A 16414-nucleotide genomic window follows, 5' to 3' on the forward strand; every position below is an offset into this window, starting at 1 on the left:
GCACTGCCTTCGGTACGGACCTGGACAGCCGAGGAGCCGCCCCTCGGGGGCCGGCCGCCCCATGGCGCCGGGAACAGCGACCGAGACGCGGCAGTCACCCCGGCAGCCCCGCTGCCCTTGGTCCGGTTGGCCGACACGCAGCTCTCATATCGTCTAAATTGGGGCAAGTGGGGTTGCGGCCATCCGGGGGTGACGCCGGACCTGTGGAACCGCGTCCAACACCGCTTCACGTGCACTGAGACAGCGTGGCCCGGACGGGCCGGGCCACGGGGACGGATACTCATGACCGACGGACAGAAGGGTCCCGAGGACCACGGTCCGGACCCCCTCGGAGACTTCCTCTCACACTTTCTCGGCAGCGGACAGGGTGACGAGCCGCCCGATCCGCGGCGCATCGACTTCAGCCGGCTGTTGAGCGGCCCCGCACGCCAGCTCGTCTCCGTCGCCGCGTCCTATGCCGCCCAGCACGGAAGCACCGACCTCGACACGGAGCACCTCTTGCGGGCCGCGCTCTCCAGCGAGCCGACGCGCCGCATGGTCTCGCGGGCGGGCGCCGATCCCGATGCGCTCGCCGCCGAGATCGACCGCCAGGCCGGGGACGGGCCGCCACGAAACTTCATCGCCGTCACGCCGGCGGTCAAGCGTGCTCTCCTCGACGCCCATGAGATCGCACGCTCCACCGGCGCCTCCTATATCGGCCCGGAACACGTACTGGTGGCACTCGCCGCCAACCGCGACTCCGCAGCTGGGCAGATGCTCAACGCCGCGCACTTCTCGCCGCCTACCGGCGCCCGGGACGGCCTCGCACCCGTACCCGGCGCCACCGGCCAGCGTCACGGCCCGGCCGAGCGGAACACTCCCAACCTGGACAAGTTCGGCCGCGACCTCACCGATCTCGCCCGGGAGGGCCGGATCGACCCGGTCATCGGCCGTGACGAGGAGATCGAGCAGACCATCGAGGTACTCGCCCGCCGGAGCAAGAACAATCCCGTCATGATCGGCGAGGCCGGAGTGGGCAAGACCGCCATCGTCGAGGGACTCGCCCAGCGCATCGCCGATGGCAACGTGCCGGACATCCTGCTGGGTCGGCGTGTCGTCCAGCTCGACCTCTCAGGAGTCGTTGCCGGTACCCGTTTCCGTGGGGACTTCGAGGAACGGCTCACCGGCCTCATCGACGAAATCCGCGCCCACTCGGGCGAGCTGATCATCTTCATCGACGAGCTGCACACCGTCGTCGGGGCGGGCGGCGGCTCCGAGGGCGGCCCGATGGACGCGAGCAACATGCTCAAGCCCGCCCTGGCCCGCGGCGAACTCCATGTCGTGGGATGCAGCACGCTGGAGGAGTACCGCCGCTACATCGAGAAGGACGCCGCGCTCGCCCGCCGGTTCCAGCCGGTCCTGATCCCCGAGCCCAACCCGGCCGACGCCGTCGAGATCCTGCGGGGTCTCCAGGACCGCTACGAAGCCCATCACCAGGTCCGGTACACCGACGAGGCTCTGCTCGCCGCCGTCGAGTTGTCCGACCGCTACCTCACCGACCGCTACCTGCCCGACAAGGCGATCGACCTCATGGACCAGGCCGGCGCACGGGTCCGGCTGCGCTCCTCCACCCGCGGCACCAACATCCGCGCCCTGGAACGCGAAGTGGAGCAACTCACGCGGGACAAGGACCAGGCCGTCGCCGCCGAGCAGTACGAGCGGGCCTCCGAGCTGCGCGACCGGCTCTCCGACCTCGAGCAGCGGATCGCCGAGGGAAGCCACGAACAGCAACCCCGCGGTCATGTCACCGAGGTCACCGTCGAAGACATCGCCGACATCGTGTCCCGCCAGACCGGAATTCCCGTCAGCAGCCTCACCCAGGAGGAGCGGGACCGGCTGCTGGGGCTGGAGGAACATCTGCACAAGCGCGTCATCGGCCAGGACGAAGCGGTGACCGCCGTCGCCGACGCCGTCCTGCGCTCGCGGGCCGGTCTGGCCGACCCCAGCCGCCCGATCGGGAGCTTCCTCTTCCTCGGTCCCACCGGCGTCGGCAAGACCGAACTCGCCCGCGCACTCGCGGAGGCGCTCTTCGGGAGCGAGGACCGGATGATCCGTCTCGACATGAGCGAGTACCAGGAACGGCACACCGTCAGCCGCCTGGTCGGCGCTCCCCCTGGCTACGTCGGCTTCGAGGAGGCCGGACAGTTCACCGAATCGGTGCGAAGGAACCCCTACTCGCTGCTGCTCCTGGACGAGATCGAGAAGGCGCACCCCGACGTCTTCAACATCCTGCTGCAGGTACTCGACGACGGTCGGCTCACCGACTCCCAGGGCCGCACGATCGATTTCAAGAACACCGTCATCGTCATGACCAGCAACCTCGGTTCACAGGCCATCACCGGTCGCGGCGGCGCGATGGGCTTCGGTGCCGGCGACACGGACGCCGACGAGCAGGCGCGCCGTGAGCGGGTCCTGCGCCCACTGCGCGAACACTTCCGGCCGGAGTTCCTCAACCGCATTGACGAGATCGTGATCTTCCGTCAACTCGCCGACCAGCAACTACGGCAGATCACCAACATCCTGCTGGACGACTCCAGGCGCCGGCTCCGCGCCCAGGACGTCACCGTCGATGTCACCCTGGCCGCTGTCGAATGGCTCGCCCAACGCGGCTACCAGCCCGAATACGGCGCTCGCCCGTTGCGCCGCACGATCCAGCGCGAGGTCGACAACCGGCTTTCCCGCATGCTGCTCGACGGCAGTCTGCAGCCCCACAGCCGCCTCCGTATCGACGTCGCCGACGGCGAGCTGACCATCCACAAAGAGCCGGAGTCGGAGCACCCGGCGGGCTGACCCGCTGCCCCTGCCCTCCAGCGCACGACGGCGGCAACGACGGCAGTGGCGAGTTCGGGCAGCTTCGATCGGGACCGCATCAGAGCTCCACTCCTGGGACCCCTGCATCGCAAGTAGCTCGCTGCCAGGGCGCATGCGATCCCAGCCTGCCGCGACCCCGGTGGACCGTTCGCGCGACGCGGCCCGCCCGGGTGAACGGTGAACACGGGGACGTCATAGCGCGGCCCGAGCCAACCCGTGCCACGGGCGAACCCTGTCGCGTTCGCCGCCGTCGCCGGCTGCCTTGCCCGTGACTTTCTCGACGTGCAGGCGGTGACGGAGCGAGCGTCAGGCAAGCCCCCTGATCCGCCCGGCCGGGGGTGGTCAGAGCCGTCGCCGCGGTGGTCGCACTGTCAAGATCGCGAGTGTGCCGAGGAGATCGGCCGAGAACCGGAGTGTGCCGGGACGCGGCCGGAGATCCGGCCAGGTTCCGCGCCGGCTCGTCCTGATCGATGATGACGTACCGGGCTGCCGTCCTCGGTACGGCACCGGCTGTCCCAGGAAAGGGGTCCCCATGCGGGAAACGACGCCAGACCCGTCCCCACCGGACGATCGCTCCGTCCGCAGCTCGGGCGAAGAAGCCGATGTGATCGTGGTGGGGGCGGGGCCTGCAGGCTCGTCCGCAGCCTTCCACCTCGCCAAGGCAGGCATCGATGTCCTGCTCCTGGAGAAGGCCCATTTCCCCCGGGAAAAGGTGTGCGGGGACGGCCTGACCCCGCGGGCGGTGTACCAGCTCATCCGGATGGGCATTGACATCAAGGCTCCGGGGTGGACGCGTTCACGCGGTATGCGATGGGTGGCCGGTACGCATCAGGTGCACATCGAGTGGCCGGCCCTGGGGCGCTATCCGGACTTCGGCCTCTCGCGGAGTCGGCACGACTTCGACGACATCCTCGCCCGCCACGCCGTCGGAGCCGGAGCACGGTTGCGCAGCGGCGTGAAGGTGACCCGGCCCGTGACCGACCGCGCCGGACGCATCACCGGTGTCACCGCCACCGATGGAGCGAAGGAGCCGGTGGTCTTCCACGCACCGATCGTCATCGCCGCCGACGGCGCCTCCGCCCGCCTCGCCCTCGCCATGGGCCTGCAGCGGGACAAGAGCAGGCAGATCGCGACAGCCGCCCGCCGCTACTACCGCAGCCCGGAACGGTCGCACGAGGAGTACCTGGAGTTGTGGGCCGATCTCCGCTTCCCGGGGAACGATCACTACCTCCCCGGGTACGGCTGGATCTTTCCCATGGGAGACGGTCGCGTCAACGTCGGGCTCGGTGCGCTGCCTCACCGGCGGCACGGCACCGCGGACCTGCGGACCACGATGGACCAGTGGCTGGCCCGCACTCCTGACGCCTGGGGACTGCGTGAGGAGAACGCCGAGGGCCCTGTCCGGAGCGCGGCGCTTCCCCTGGGTTTCAACCGTCATCCCCTCTACACCCGGGGCCTGCTGCTGGTCGGTGACTCCGGAGGCATGATCAGCCCCTGGAACGGGGAGGGCATCGGGCAGGCCATGGAGGCCGGTGAAGTCGCAGCCGAGAGCGCCGCGCTCGCCCTCGGCCTTCCCCCGGGCCCCGGACGGGAGCGAGTGCTGCACGGCTACCCTGTCGAGATGAACCGCCGCTGGGGGCGCTACTACCGTCTCGGCAACGCGGCCGCCGACGCCGTCTTCAGCCATTCGGGCTTCCAACCGATCCTCAACCGGTACGTCATGGGATCGCCGTTTCTGCTCAACACCCTGGCCCGGATGCTCACCAACCTCACGGACAAGCCCTCGCACGACGTGATCGACCATGTGCTCAACACTGTCGTCCGTCTGGTCCCGGCACCGCACGTGCGTAGACGCTGAGCGACCCGTCGGCGGTGGCCCTTCCCTGCTGTTGGGCATCGGGGCCAGGTCATGTGGGCTCAGACGGCGGACTCCCCCGGCCCGGACCGAGCGGGAGGGCGAGGTGCCCGGAACGGATCTCCGAGCGCCTTGCCCTACGGGCCGGCGGCCTCGCCGGGCGCGGCCGCCAGCCGTGACCCACAGGGTGAAAACAGACCAGTAGTGGTGACTGCGCCCCACGCGCGGACCGCGTACCCCTGCCTAGCGTGAACGCATGCCAATCCAGCCCTGGTTCTCCGATGCCAAGTTGGGCATCTTCATCCACTACGGGATCTACGCCGTCGACGGCGTCCCCGAATCCTGGTCGTTCTACACCGGCAAGGTCCCGCACGAGCAGTACATGAAGCAGCTCGACCGCTTCACCGCCTCGAAGTACGACCCGAGGGCGTGGGCGGAGCTGTTCGCGCGTGTGGGTGCCAAGTACGCGGTGCTGACCGCACGCCACCACGACGGCGTCGCCCTCTGGGACACCGAGCAGGGCGACCTGAATGTCGTGCGGCACACGCCCGCAGGCCGTGACCTCCTTGCCGGGTACGCCGACGCGCTGCGCGAGCAGGGCCTCAAGGTCGGTCTGTACTACTCGCACTCGGACTGGAACCACCCTGACTACGCGAGCACGGTGCACCCCGACCCATCGAGCGAGGAGGTGGCCGGCAACCGTTACGCCTCGGCGGCGCCCGGCACGGAGGACCCGGAGGCCTGGGCACGCTTCCTGGCGTACCGCAATGCCCAGGTCGCCGAGCTCGTCGAGCACTTCAGCCCCGACCTGCTGTGGTTCGACGGCGAGTGGGAGCGCAGCGAGGAACAGTGGAAGATGCGGGAGCTCGCCGAGGAGATCCTCGCAGGCAACCCGGACACCGTTCTCAATGCGCGGATGCTCAGTTACGGGGACTACGCCACGCCCGAGCAGGGCGTGCCGCTGCAGGCCCCGGACGGGCCGTGGGAGCTGTGCCTGACCGTCAACGACTCCTGGGGCTATCAGCACGACGACCACAACCACAAGTCCGTGCGCCAGCTGGTGCGTTATTTCGCCGAGACCATCGGGATGGGCGGCAATCTGCTCCTCGACGTCGGCCCCAAGGAGGACGGCACGATTCCGGCCGAGCAGGTCGAGCGCCTCGAAGGACTCGGGGGGTGGATCGCCAAGCACTGCGGCGCCGTGTACGGCACGGGGGCCGGGCTCCCGGCAGGGCACCACTACGGTCCGAGCACCCTGTCCGCGGACCGTCGCACGCTCTATCTGATCTGTTTCGACGCACCGCGCGAGACCATCGGCCTGCGTGGTCTGCGAACCCCGGTCAAGCGTGTGAGCGTCGTCGGTTCGGGCACCGAGCTCGGCCACCGGGTCATCGGCGGCCTCGGCGAAGTTCCCGGAGTTCAGTGGATCGACGCCCCCACGGGCGCAGATGTGGACGAGTACGCCACTGTGCTGGCCGTGGAGCTCGACGGCGAGCTCGATCTGTACCAGGGCTCCGGCCGCGGCTGATGTCAGCTGCCGGCGCGGATCGCGCGCGGCGACGCGCCCAGTTCGCGCCGGCACGCCTTGTTGAAGGCCTGTAGATCGCCGATGCCCACCGAGGCCGCCACGGCGGGGATCGACAGCGTCGACTCGCGGAGCAGATGCCGGGCCTGCTCCAACCTGCGCCGTCGGATGTACGAGACGACGGTGCCGCCGGTCTCCGCCCGGAACAACCGGATGAGGTGGTTGTGCGAAACCCCGGCGGCCTCCGCCACTTCGGGCACGGACAGCGGCCCCGCCAAGTGGGCCTCGACATGGGCGACGGCCGCGGCGACCGGGCTGTGCGCCCGCTCGGTGCCCCCGCCGCGCGGCGCCGCCAGTTCGGCCACCCGCCACAGGGCGGCCCACACCTCGGCGGAGGCCCGGGCCTGGCTGCGCGGAGCCACCGCGACGGCCTGCTGCAGCAGACCGGACAGCATCGGCGCCTCCGCACCGGCGTTCTGCATGAGAGGGACGGTCAACTGCTCACCGGACTGCGGAAGTTCCAGGTGCGCATAGAGGTGCTCGGACCGACCGCGGTAGCGGTACTGCACCAACGCACCGGGCGGCGCCAGGCTCACGTGCCCCGGCCGGATCGCGTGCACCACACCGTCGACGGTGAGCTCGCCCGCGTACCGGTACAGATGCAGTTGCCACAGGTCCGGAAGCCGGAATACGTCGCGCAGGCTCCCGGTTCCGTGCACGCCGACGCCCACGCTCGCCACACGGGGTGGTTCGTCCAGACACACCTGGACGAGGGAGCCGGTGACCGCAGAGGTGCGCACGATGAAAACCTACCAGCTCGGTTCTGGGCGCCCCCAGTGATCCCTTGGGACACAGGGGGCGCTCCTGTCAGATGCGGCTGCCGGAGGCGGTGTCCGAAGACAGCCGCTGGGCGAGGTAGATCGGTATCACGGACAACAGGACGAGGACGGCGGCGACGACGTTGACGACAGGGGCCTGTTGGGGACGGGCCATGTTGGAGAAGATCCAGACGGGGAGGGTCTGGACGCCGGGCCCGGCGGTGAAGGTCGTCACGACGATCTCGTCGAAGGACAGGGCGAAGGCGAGAAGTCCGCCCGCCACCAGCGCGGAACGCACCAGCGGGAAGGTGATGTCGACGAACGTACGGAAGCTGTGGGCCCCGAGGTCCATGGCGGCCTCTTCGTACGATCCGGGCATCCGGCGCAGCCGGGCGATCACGTTGTTGAAGACGACCACGATGCAGAAGGTGGCGTGGCCGACGACCACCGTGAACATTCCGAGGCCCACTCCGAGCGGTTCGAGGACCGTACGGAAGGCGGTGTTGAGCGCGACACCGGTGACGATGCCCGGCAGTGCGATCGGCAGGACGACCACGAAGGAGATGGCCTCGCGTCCGAAGAACTTGTAGCGCTGGCAGGCGAAGGCGATGAGCGTGCCGAGGACCAGGGCGATCGCGGTCGCGCCGAGACCGGCCCTGACCGAGGTCCACAGCGCGTCGCGGGCGCCCGAGCTGTGCCAGGCGGCTACCCACCAGTCGAAGGTGAGGCCGGGTGGCGGCCATCCCGAACTACGGTCCGGGTTGAGGGAGTTGACGAGGACCAGGAGCAGCGGGAGGTAGATCACCACGAAGCCGAGCCCGGCGGCGATGCGCAGTGTGACGCGCGCGGGGCGGGAGAGATTCATCGAGGGCCTTCGCTGTGCTTGATACGGAGGTGAAGGAGCGGGGTCAGAGACTGCTGAGGGCTCCGGTACGGCGCACCGCGAGCAGATAGAGCACGATGATCACGACGGGCACGGTGCCGAGCGCGGCGGCCAGCGGCAGGTCCAGGGTGATGTTGGAGTAGATGAGGTTGCCGATGAGCTGCGTCTTTCCGCCGACGATCTGTACGGCGATGTAGTCGCCGAGACTGAGCGAGAAGGTGAAGACCGAGCCGGCCGCGATGGACGGCATGATCATCGGCAGCACCACGGAGCGGAAGGTCCGGCCGGTGCGGGCGCCGAGGTCGGCGGAGGCGTCCAGGAGGCTGTCCGGGAGCTGCTCGAGTCCGGCGTGGATCGGCAGGATCATGTACGGCAGCCACAGATAGGTCAGCACCAGGACGGTCGCGGTCAGCCCGTATCCGGGCCCTTCGAGTCCCAGTGGCTTCAGCGCCCAGTCGAGCAGACCGCCCTGGGCGAGGATGAGCCGCCAGGCATACGCCTTGACCAGGTAGCTGGCCCACAGCGGCGTGAGGATCGCCACGACGAGGAGCGGCCGCCGCTTGGGATTCGCGATGCGGGCGGTGTAGAAGGCGATCGGGAAGGCGATCAGGACACACAGCGCGGTGACCGCGAGAGCCACGCCGATGCTGCGCAGGGCGACCTGACGGTAGACGTCGGTGGTGAACAGTGCGGTGAAGTTGTCCGTGTTCCAGATCTTCACCACATTGGAGGTGAAGGAGTCCGTGGTCCAGAACGCGGAGAGGAACAGCACGGTGAGCGAGCCGAGGTAGGCCAGGGCGAGCCAGGCCAGCGGCGCGGAGAGCAGCAGGGACAGCTGCAGCCGGGGGCGGCGGTGCAGGGTCCCGGCGAGCCGCCGGACGGGTCCGGCGGCAGGCGCGGTGGTGGTCATGGACAGGTGACCCTCAGCCCTTGATCTCGGTCCAGGCCTGGACCCACTTGGCGTACGGCACGCAGTTGGTGTCCGTGCGTCCGTCCACGCACTGCGCGATGGGCGTGGTCCAGAAGTGGACGTCCTTCCAGTACGACTCATCGGCGGCGTGGTAGGTGGTGCAGTGGTTCTTGTCCGCGGTCAGTGTGCAGGCCTTGTCGTTGGACGGAGCCTCACCGAAGTACTCGGCGACCTGGGCGTTCACCTTCGGCGAGATGATCCAGTTCATCCAGTTGTAGGCGCAGTTCGGGTGCTTGGCCTTTGCGGCGATCATCCATGTGTCGGACCAGCCGGTGGCGCCTTCCTTGGGGAGGACGGCCTTGACCGGAACCTTTTCGGCCTGAGCGGTGTTCAGGATCACCTGCCAGCTGGTGCCGACCACCGAGTCGCCGCTCTTGAAGGCGGAGACCTCCTTCAGGTAGTCGCTCCAGTACTCACCGACGTTGGCGTTCTGCTCCTTGAGCAGGTCGACGGCGGCGTCGAACTGCTTCTGGTCCAGGGCGTACGGGTCCTTGATGCCGAGGGACGGCTCGGTCTTCATCAAGTACAGGGCAGCGTCCGCGATGTAGATCGGCGAGTCGTACGCCGTGACCTTCCCCTTGTAAGCCGAGGACTTGTCGAAGACCGCGGACCAGGAGTCGGGCGCCGGGGAGACCTTCTTCGTGTTGTACATCAGCAGGTTGGCTCCGCGGCCGTGCGGGATGCCGTACGAGACACCCTTGACCGAGTTCCACTGCTGGTCCTTCAGCCCGGAGAAGACGTCCTTGTAGTTGGGCACCAACTCGGTGTTGACGGGCGCGGCGTCACCGGAGGCGATCAGCCGCAGCGCCGCGTCACCGGAGGCGGAGACCGCGTCGTACTGACCGGTCTTCATCAGGCTGACCATCTCGTCGGAGGTGCCCGCGGTCTTGGTGTTGACCTGACAGCCGGTCTGCTTCTCGAAGTCGGTGACCCAGTCGACCTTCGGGTCGTTGGAGCCGTCCTCGGCGTATCCGGCCCACGCGATCAGGTTCACCTGGCCCTCGGTCTTGCCGAGGGTCTTCTGCGCGGTGAGCTTGGGCGGGGTGAAGTCGCTGCCGCCGGGCGACGTAGCGGCGGTGTTCGAGGAACCGCAGGCGGTGGCGAGGAGCAGGGCGCCGAGCGCGGCCGCTGCTCGGGACGTTCGGTTCAGACGCACAGGGTTCTCCACGGGAGGGAAGGGGCGGGGACGGGTCGTGCGGGGCGTGCGTTCACCGGGCCTCGGGGACCTGGAAGTTGTGCCGTCGGTGCCACTGGAGCGTGACCCGGGAGCCACGGAAGGCGGCGACGTCGTCGGAGGAGGTCTCCAGGTTCTGCTGGAGGGCGGTGAGCCGGCCGCCTGCGTCGAGGTCCACCAGGAAGCGGGTGGCGTCCCCCAGGTAGACGACCTCCGCCACGGTGCCGGTGGCGCTGGAGTGCTGCGGCTCGTCGGCGACGGCGGACTCCTTGAGCACGCGGATCTTCTCCGGCCGGATGCTGTACGTTCCCCGGTCGCCCACGACCTGCTCCGCGGCGTCGTCGGTCAGCAGGTTCGACGTACCGACGAAGCCCGCGACGAACGGCGTGGCGGGACGTTCGTATATCTGGGCCGGGGTCCCGATCTGTTCGACGCGGCCCTGGTTGAAGACCGCGATCCGGTCGCTCATCGTCAGCGCTTCCTCCTGGTCGTGCGTGACGAAGACGAAGGTGATGCCGACCTCGCGCTGGATCGCCTTGAGCTCGACCTGCATCTGCTCGCGCAGCTTGAGGTCGAGGGCGCCCAGCGGCTCGTCGAGCAACAGCACCTTCGGACGGCCGACCAGGGCGCGGGCCAGCGCCACGCGCTGGCGCTGGCCTCCGGAGAGCTGGGACGGACGACGAGTCCCGAAGTCCGCCAGACGTACGCTCGCCAGAGCCTCCCTGGCCTGCTTCAGACGCTCGGCCTTGGGCACCTTGCGGACCTTGAGGCCGTAGGCGACGTTCTGTTCCAGGGTCATGTGCGGGAAGAGCGCGTAGTCCTGGAAGACGGTGTGCACGTCGCGTTCGAAGGGCGCCAGACGGGTGACGTCGGAGCCTGCGAGCTCGATGGTTCCGCCGGTGGGAGCCTCGAAACCGGCGATCATCCGGAGCACTGTGGTCTTGCCGGAGCCGGACGGCCCCAGCATCGAGAAGAACTCGCCGTCCGCGATCTCCAGGTCGACTCCGGCCACGGCCTCTGTCCGGCCGAAGGACTTACTCAGGTGCTGCAACCGGATGGCCATTCCCTCCATGGGGGGAACCTTTCTGGTGCTGTCGGGAGTTGGCGGTAAACATATGAAGTCATAGTTCTAATTTCAAGGCCCCGCTAAGGTAAAAGCCTGGTCAACTGGCAAGGTGGTGATCGTGAATCGAGACAGACCCGGCGCCCGCAGAGTCGTCTTCACGCCCGTCGACACCCTGGCCCGCGTGGATGCTGTCGTGCGGCGGCTCGGTGACGCCATCGACCTCGGACTGCTCGCCGACGGCGAGCAGCTGCCCGGCGAGTCCGACCTCGCCGCCCAGCTCGGCGTCTCCACCGTGACCCTGCGGGAAGCGCTGATGGCACTGCGGCAAAGGGGCCTGGTCACCACCCGCAGGGGCCGTGGCGGAGGCAGCTTCGTCACCGTGCCCGACGGCCCTGCGGAAGACCGGCTGCTTGCCCGCCTCTCCGACTGGAGCACCGAGGAGCTACGCGATCTCGCCGACCACTGGGCAGCCGTCTCGGGTGCCGCGGCGCGGCTCGCGGCCCAGCGCACCGAGCCCGAGGATCTGCGGCAACTGGAGAGATCTCTGGGAGAGTTGGTGGAAGCCAAAGACTCGGGGGCGCGCAGCCGCGTCTTCGGACGCTTCCATGTCGAGCTGGCCGCCGCCGCCCAGTCCGCTCGGCTGACCAGGGAAGAGGTCACTCTCCAGACCGAAGTGGGGGCACTTCTGCGCCTCGTGCTCTGCGAGGAGGGGCACCTCAAGGACACCGCGGATCGTCACCACGCCGTGATCTCAGCCGTGCATGATGGGGCGGATGACCGTGCCCGGACCCTGGCCGAACAATGCGTGCAGGCCTCCATGGCGCGCCTGATCGAACTCCGCCTCGACTCGGCAGACGGCGCACGCGGTCCCCGTCCGAAGGAGGGCCCCGATGGGCAGCAGTCCCCGTCTCGCAAGCGCCGGATCGGCGGTACTTGACGAGTCGGCGGTCGCCGAAGCGGCCGCCCGTGTCCAAGACGCGCTCGAAGGAGTCTTCGACGCCGTGGGCAGGACCGCTACGGACACGGAGGCGGTGCTCGCATCGGCCCTCGCCGACGGCCGCCGGCCGGTCTCGGCCGATCTGGCCGCGCTCCGCGCCGGACTGCACGCCTGTCTCGCCCAGTACGACCTGGTCTCGGGAATCGGCTTCGTGGCAGTGCCAGGCCTGCTCGACGACGTACCGGCGTGGCTCGAGTGGTGGCAGACCACCGTGGACGGTGCCGTGCACCCGCTGTTGCTCGACCTGGACCCGGAGCACTCGGCGTACTCCGACTACACGCACTGGGACTGGTTCACCCTGCCGCGCGACACCGGACAGCGGGCCGTCGCGGGACCGTACGTCGACTACCTCTGCTCCGACGAGTACAGCCTCACCCTGTCGTCGCCGGTGACGATCGGGGGGCGCTTCATGGGCGTGGCCGCCGCCGACGTATACCTTCGGCGCTTCGAAGCGGTCGTCATGCCCCTGCTCCAACGCCTGCCGGGACCGGCCCGCCTGGTCAACGCACGAGGCCGGGTCGCCGCCTCCACCGACCCCCACCACCTGGTCGGATCCCTCACCAAGGGCCCGGACTTCGCTGCGGTCCTGGCGGGATCGGCCAACGGCGCCGAACACAGCGGGCTGCAACTGCGCCCCTGCCACGGCGTCCCCCTGATCCTGATGACGACGGCACCGCCGGCCTGAGGCAGGCTCACTCCCTCGTTGCCACGCGACATCTGCGACGGGGCGGCTGACCGGTGCCGGAGCTGCATGAGCGGGCACCGGCCCGCCCCTCCCCCGCCGCCGACGGTCAGGGAACCCGGATCAGGTGCACCGCCGCGCTCGCCCAGTCGCCGGGCGGCAGCTCGGGCTGCATCCCGTACTCCCGGAGCACGGTCGCGGAGTGGACCGCCCCGGTGCGGGCGTCGCGGTAGCGGGCAGTGGGATCGAGACCGGCCAGCCGGAGCGGACGTGACGGCCTGCCATGTGGTGATGCCCGCTGCCAGACGAGCACGAGTGTCTCGCTGCCGTCGGCGGCGAGGTACTGCGTCGCGGCGGATCCGTCGTCGACCGGGGCTCGCAGCCGGTGCTGTGTGCCGTGCTGTACCAGGTGACGTACCCGCTTGTACTCGGCGACCAGGCCGGCGCCCTCGGCCAGTTCGGCGTCGGACCAGCGGGAGAGGTCGCCTCCGATGCCCAGTGCTCCGGCCATCGCCACATGGAAGCGGAAGCGCAAGGGGACGGAGCGGCCGGTGAGCTGGTTGGGCACATCGGTCACCCAGGCGGCCATGGTCCGTGCCGGGTAGAGCTGGCTGTATCCGTGCTGGATGGTGACACGGTCCGCGGCGTCGGTGTTGTCCGAGGGCCATGCCTGATCGGTGCGGGACAGAATGCCCAGGTCCACCCGCCCTCCGCCGCCGGCACACGCCTCGATGCGGAGGTGGGGATGATCGGCGCGAAGCCGGTCGACGACGTCGTAGAGGTGGTGGACGTACTTCGTCCACACCTCGTCGGCCCCCTCCGCCCGGTCCGGCCAGCCGGCTTCGCTGAACGCGCGGTTCATGTCCCACTTCAGGAAGTCGATGCCGTGGTCGCCGACCAGCCGGGTGAGCCATCCGTACGCCCACTCGGCGACGTCGTGACGGGCGAAGTTGAGGACCAGCTGGTTGCGCAGCTCGGTACGGGTGCGGTGGGGGAAATGAAGCACCCAGTCGGGGTGCTTTCGATAGAGGTCGCTGTCCGGGCTGACCATCTCCGGCTCCACCCAGATGCCGAAACGCATACCGAGCCGGTGCACCTCCTCGGCCAAGGCGGCCAGCCCTCGGGGAAAGCGGCCCGGGGCCGGTGTCCAGTCACCGAGTCCGCCCGCTTCACTACGGCGCGCACCGAACCATCCGTCATCCATGACGTAGAGCTCCACGCCGAGCGCCGCCGCCCGGGCGGCCAGTGCCTTCTGACCCGCTTCGTCGACGTCGAACCCGGTCGCTTCCCAGGAGTTGTAGAGGACCGGCCGGATCTCCTGGGGGTGCGGCAGTACGTGGGCGAGGGTGTACGCGTGCCAGTCCCGGCTCGCCGCACCGAAGCCGCCCTCGCAGTAGAGGCCGGCATGGACCGGGGTGGTGTATTGCTGACCGGGGCCGAGCGGGAGGGACGGGCCCTCGTGGCCTGCGCCGGCGGTGAAGCCCGCACGGCCGTCGGGGGTGCGCTGCACGGTGATGCGCCAGCTGCCGCTCCAGGCCAGCGCGGCGCTCCACACCTGACCGTGGTCCTCGGTCGCGTCGCCCGCGTCGAGCATGACCCAGGGGTTCGCGTGGTGACTGGTGATACCTCGTCTGCTGGTGAGAACCGTTTCGCCGAACGGCAGCAGGTCTCGGCGGAGTTGAGTCTCGGCCGACCACTGGCCGGTGACATGGCTCAGCCGGTAGTCGTCCCGGAGCGGCAGGGTCCAGGCGGCGGAGTCCGCGCGCTGGAGTGCGACGGGGGCGTCGCCGTCGTTGCGCAGCACGGTCCAGCGTTCGATCACGTCGCTGTCGTCGTGGACCCGGTAGTGGAGTGCAACCCGCAGGGGGTGGAGGCGGTCGCGGAAGTCCAGGACCAGCTCGGTCGAGCCCGGCGCCGGTTCGTGGACGCGGTGCCCGGTGGCCTGCCATTCGAAGGTGCGGGTGCCATCGGCGAAGCGCACCTGCAGTGAGGGGGGTCCGTACCGTGGTCCGCCGTCGACGGGCAGTTCGTCACCGACGGACGGCAGTCCCTCGAAGCTGCTGGCCGGGGGTGCCGGCTCAGTGACGAACTCCTGGACCTCCTCAAGCGTCAGCGCGGGTCCCCACGCAAGGTGGCAGGGCGCTCCCGTCGCATCGATCCGTAGCGCGTACGAGGTGCGCGGGGTGGAGAGCAGCCAGACCCCGGTGTCGGAGGCGAAGGCGATCACAGACATTGATCCTCACGTTCAGGTTGTGCCGCGAAGGCAGTCGGCAGCCAACTGCGCCTTTGATCAGCTGTCAACCCCCCTGGACAGCATGGATTTTGAATGCATCTCCCAGACTGAGTTGAGCTTTCCAAAGAGCCTGATTCTTTTATTGACAGCAGAAAAGAACACCCTCTACGTTTCGGCCATGCACTCGTCGCCCCGTACCGAGGCAGTGCCGGTTCCGACGCCGGCCGCTTCTCTGGTCTTCACCACCACGCTGTCCCACGGCCCGCTCACCCGGGCCGAGATCGGCCGGCGGACCGACCTCTCACCGGCCGCGGTCACCAAGGCCGTACGGCCCCTGATGGCGGCCGGCTATCTCGTCGAGGGCGTGGACGAGGAGGCACCGCCGTCTCTCGGGCGGCCCGCCAACCTCGTACGGGTGGACGGCGGCCGCGCGCTGTTCATCGGGGTCAAGGTCACCGGGGACGAGATCATCGCGGTCCTGACCGACCTGTGCTGCCGCATCCGGGTCGCCCGGCACGTCCGGATCACCACCCGTGATCCCGGCGCCGTGCTCTCCTCGACCGCCGCGCTCGTGCAGGAACTCCTCACGGAGGCGGACGGGTTCGGGGTACGGGTGAGCGGCATGGGTCTCGCGGTGTCCGGAGATGTGGACCGCGGCGCCGGAGTGGTCCGCTACTCACCGTTCCTGGACTGGCGCGACGTGCCGCTCGCCGAGCTGGCGCAGGCCGTGACGGGTCTGCCCGTCACGGTCGACAACGACGTCAGGGCCCTGACGGTGGCCGAGCAGTGGTTCGGGGCCGGGGTGGGAGTGCCGGACTTCGCGCTGGTGACCGTCGGTGCGGGCATCGGCTGCGGTCTTGTGGTGCACGGCAGGGTGGTCTCCGGTGCGCACGGGGTGGCCGGCGAGATCGGGCATCTGTCCATCGACCCGCAGGGACCGCCGTGCCACTGCGGCAACACCGGGTGTGTGGAAGCCATCGCCGGTGACGCCGCCATCATCCGCCGGGTCGGCGAGGTGACCGGACTGCCGGTCACCGACTCCGCGCAGGCCCTTCAACTCGCTCACCGTGGCGATCCCGGGGCCCGGGAGGTCTACGCACGGGCCGGGGAGGCCATCGGACGGGCCATCGGGGCCGTCGTCAACGTCCTCGGACCCCAGCGGGTGATCATCTCGGGCGAGGGCCTGGCGGCGTACGACCTGTTCGCCGAGCAGATCCGCGACACCTTCGCCGCCACCGCCTTCGGTACCGCCGCCCAGTGCGACGTGATGACACGTCCGCTGCCCTTCGAGGAGTGGGCGCGCGGGGCCGCGGCGACCGCGATCCAGTCCTTCATCGGTACAGAACACGTATGAGGAGCAG

At 69.3% G+C, this 16414-nt stretch carries 12 protein-coding genes; 6 read left to right on the plus strand and 6 right to left on the minus strand.

What is annotated here, in order from left to right; all coding sequences use genetic code 11:
* The first annotated feature begins 282 nt into the window (after positions 1–282).
* From ACFYP5_RS10375 to ACFYP5_RS10385, 3 genes are all read left to right on the plus strand, one after another.
* Entirely contained in the window at positions 283–2829 is a 2547-nt protein-coding gene (locus tag ACFYP5_RS10375) for an ATP-dependent Clp protease ATP-binding subunit (protein ID WP_389033177.1), read from the plus strand.
* A gap of 553 nt (positions 2830–3382) precedes the next feature.
* Positions 3383–4708, plus strand: coding sequence for a geranylgeranyl reductase family protein (locus ACFYP5_RS10380; RefSeq protein ID WP_389033179.1), 1326 nt, complete (start codon positions 3383–3385; stop codon positions 4706–4708).
* Between the two features lie 253 nt (positions 4709–4961).
* Positions 4962–6233 carry an alpha-L-fucosidase gene (locus tag ACFYP5_RS10385; protein ID WP_389033182.1) on the plus strand — a complete coding sequence of 424 codons (1272 nt, stop codon included), beginning with the start codon at positions 4962–4964 and terminating at the stop codon, positions 6231–6233.
* 2 nt (positions 6234–6235) lie between these two features.
* Here ACFYP5_RS10385 and ACFYP5_RS10390 read toward each other — a convergent pair whose 3' ends face one another.
* From ACFYP5_RS10390 to ACFYP5_RS10410, 5 genes are all read right to left on the minus strand, one after another.
* Positions 6236–7030: a helix-turn-helix transcriptional regulator gene (locus tag ACFYP5_RS10390; protein WP_389033184.1), complete on the minus strand. Its 795-nt coding sequence runs from the start codon at positions 7028–7030 to the stop codon at positions 6236–6238.
* Between the two features lie 67 nt (positions 7031–7097).
* The gene (locus tag ACFYP5_RS10395; protein WP_389033187.1) at positions 7098–7913 is read right to left on the minus strand and encodes an ABC transporter permease; all 816 of its coding nucleotides are present in this window, start codon (positions 7911–7913) and stop codon (positions 7098–7100) included.
* Positions 7914–7956: 43 nt separating this feature from the next.
* Positions 7957–8841: an ABC transporter permease gene (locus ACFYP5_RS10400; protein ID WP_389033190.1), complete on the minus strand. Its 885-nt coding sequence runs from the start codon at positions 8839–8841 to the stop codon at positions 7957–7959.
* Between the two features lie 13 nt (positions 8842–8854).
* Positions 8855–10057 (minus strand): ABC transporter substrate-binding protein, encoded by a 1203-nt coding sequence (locus ACFYP5_RS10405; protein ID WP_389033193.1) that lies wholly within the window; start codon positions 10055–10057, stop codon positions 8855–8857.
* Between the two features lie 52 nt (positions 10058–10109).
* The gene (locus tag ACFYP5_RS10410) at positions 10110–11147 is read right to left on the minus strand and encodes an ABC transporter ATP-binding protein (protein WP_389033196.1); all 1038 of its coding nucleotides are present in this window, start codon (positions 11145–11147) and stop codon (positions 10110–10112) included.
* A gap of 112 nt (positions 11148–11259) precedes the next feature.
* On the opposite strand from ACFYP5_RS10410, the gene ACFYP5_RS10415 reads away from it, so the two are divergent.
* Together ACFYP5_RS10415 and ACFYP5_RS10420 are read left to right on the plus strand one after the other, a co-directional pair.
* Positions 11260–12078, plus strand: a complete 819-nt coding sequence (locus ACFYP5_RS10415) for a FadR/GntR family transcriptional regulator (protein WP_389033198.1) — start codon at positions 11260–11262, stop codon at positions 12076–12078.
* On the plus strand, positions 12032–12823 hold the full coding sequence (locus ACFYP5_RS10420) for a cache domain-containing protein (protein WP_389033201.1): 792 nt from the start codon (positions 12032–12034) through the stop codon (positions 12821–12823). The genes ACFYP5_RS10415 and ACFYP5_RS10420 overlap by 47 nt, the downstream gene beginning before the upstream one ends.
* 106 nt (positions 12824–12929) lie before the next feature.
* On the opposite strand, the gene ACFYP5_RS10425 is transcribed toward ACFYP5_RS10420, so the two are convergent.
* Positions 12930–15053, minus strand: a complete 2124-nt coding sequence (locus tag ACFYP5_RS10425; protein WP_389033203.1) for an alpha-galactosidase — start codon at positions 15051–15053, stop codon at positions 12930–12932.
* A gap of 178 nt (positions 15054–15231) precedes the next feature.
* On the opposite strand from ACFYP5_RS10425, the gene ACFYP5_RS10430 reads away from it, so the two are divergent.
* The gene (locus ACFYP5_RS10430; RefSeq protein WP_389033205.1) at positions 15232–16407 is read left to right on the plus strand and encodes an ROK family protein; all 1176 of its coding nucleotides are present in this window, start codon (positions 15232–15234) and stop codon (positions 16405–16407) included.
* Positions 16408–16414 lie beyond the last annotated feature (7 nt).

Origin of the sequence: Streptomyces sp. NPDC005262, assembly GCF_042872425.1 — a bacterium.
Lineage (GTDB): Bacteria > Actinomycetota > Actinomycetes > Streptomycetales > Streptomycetaceae > Streptomyces.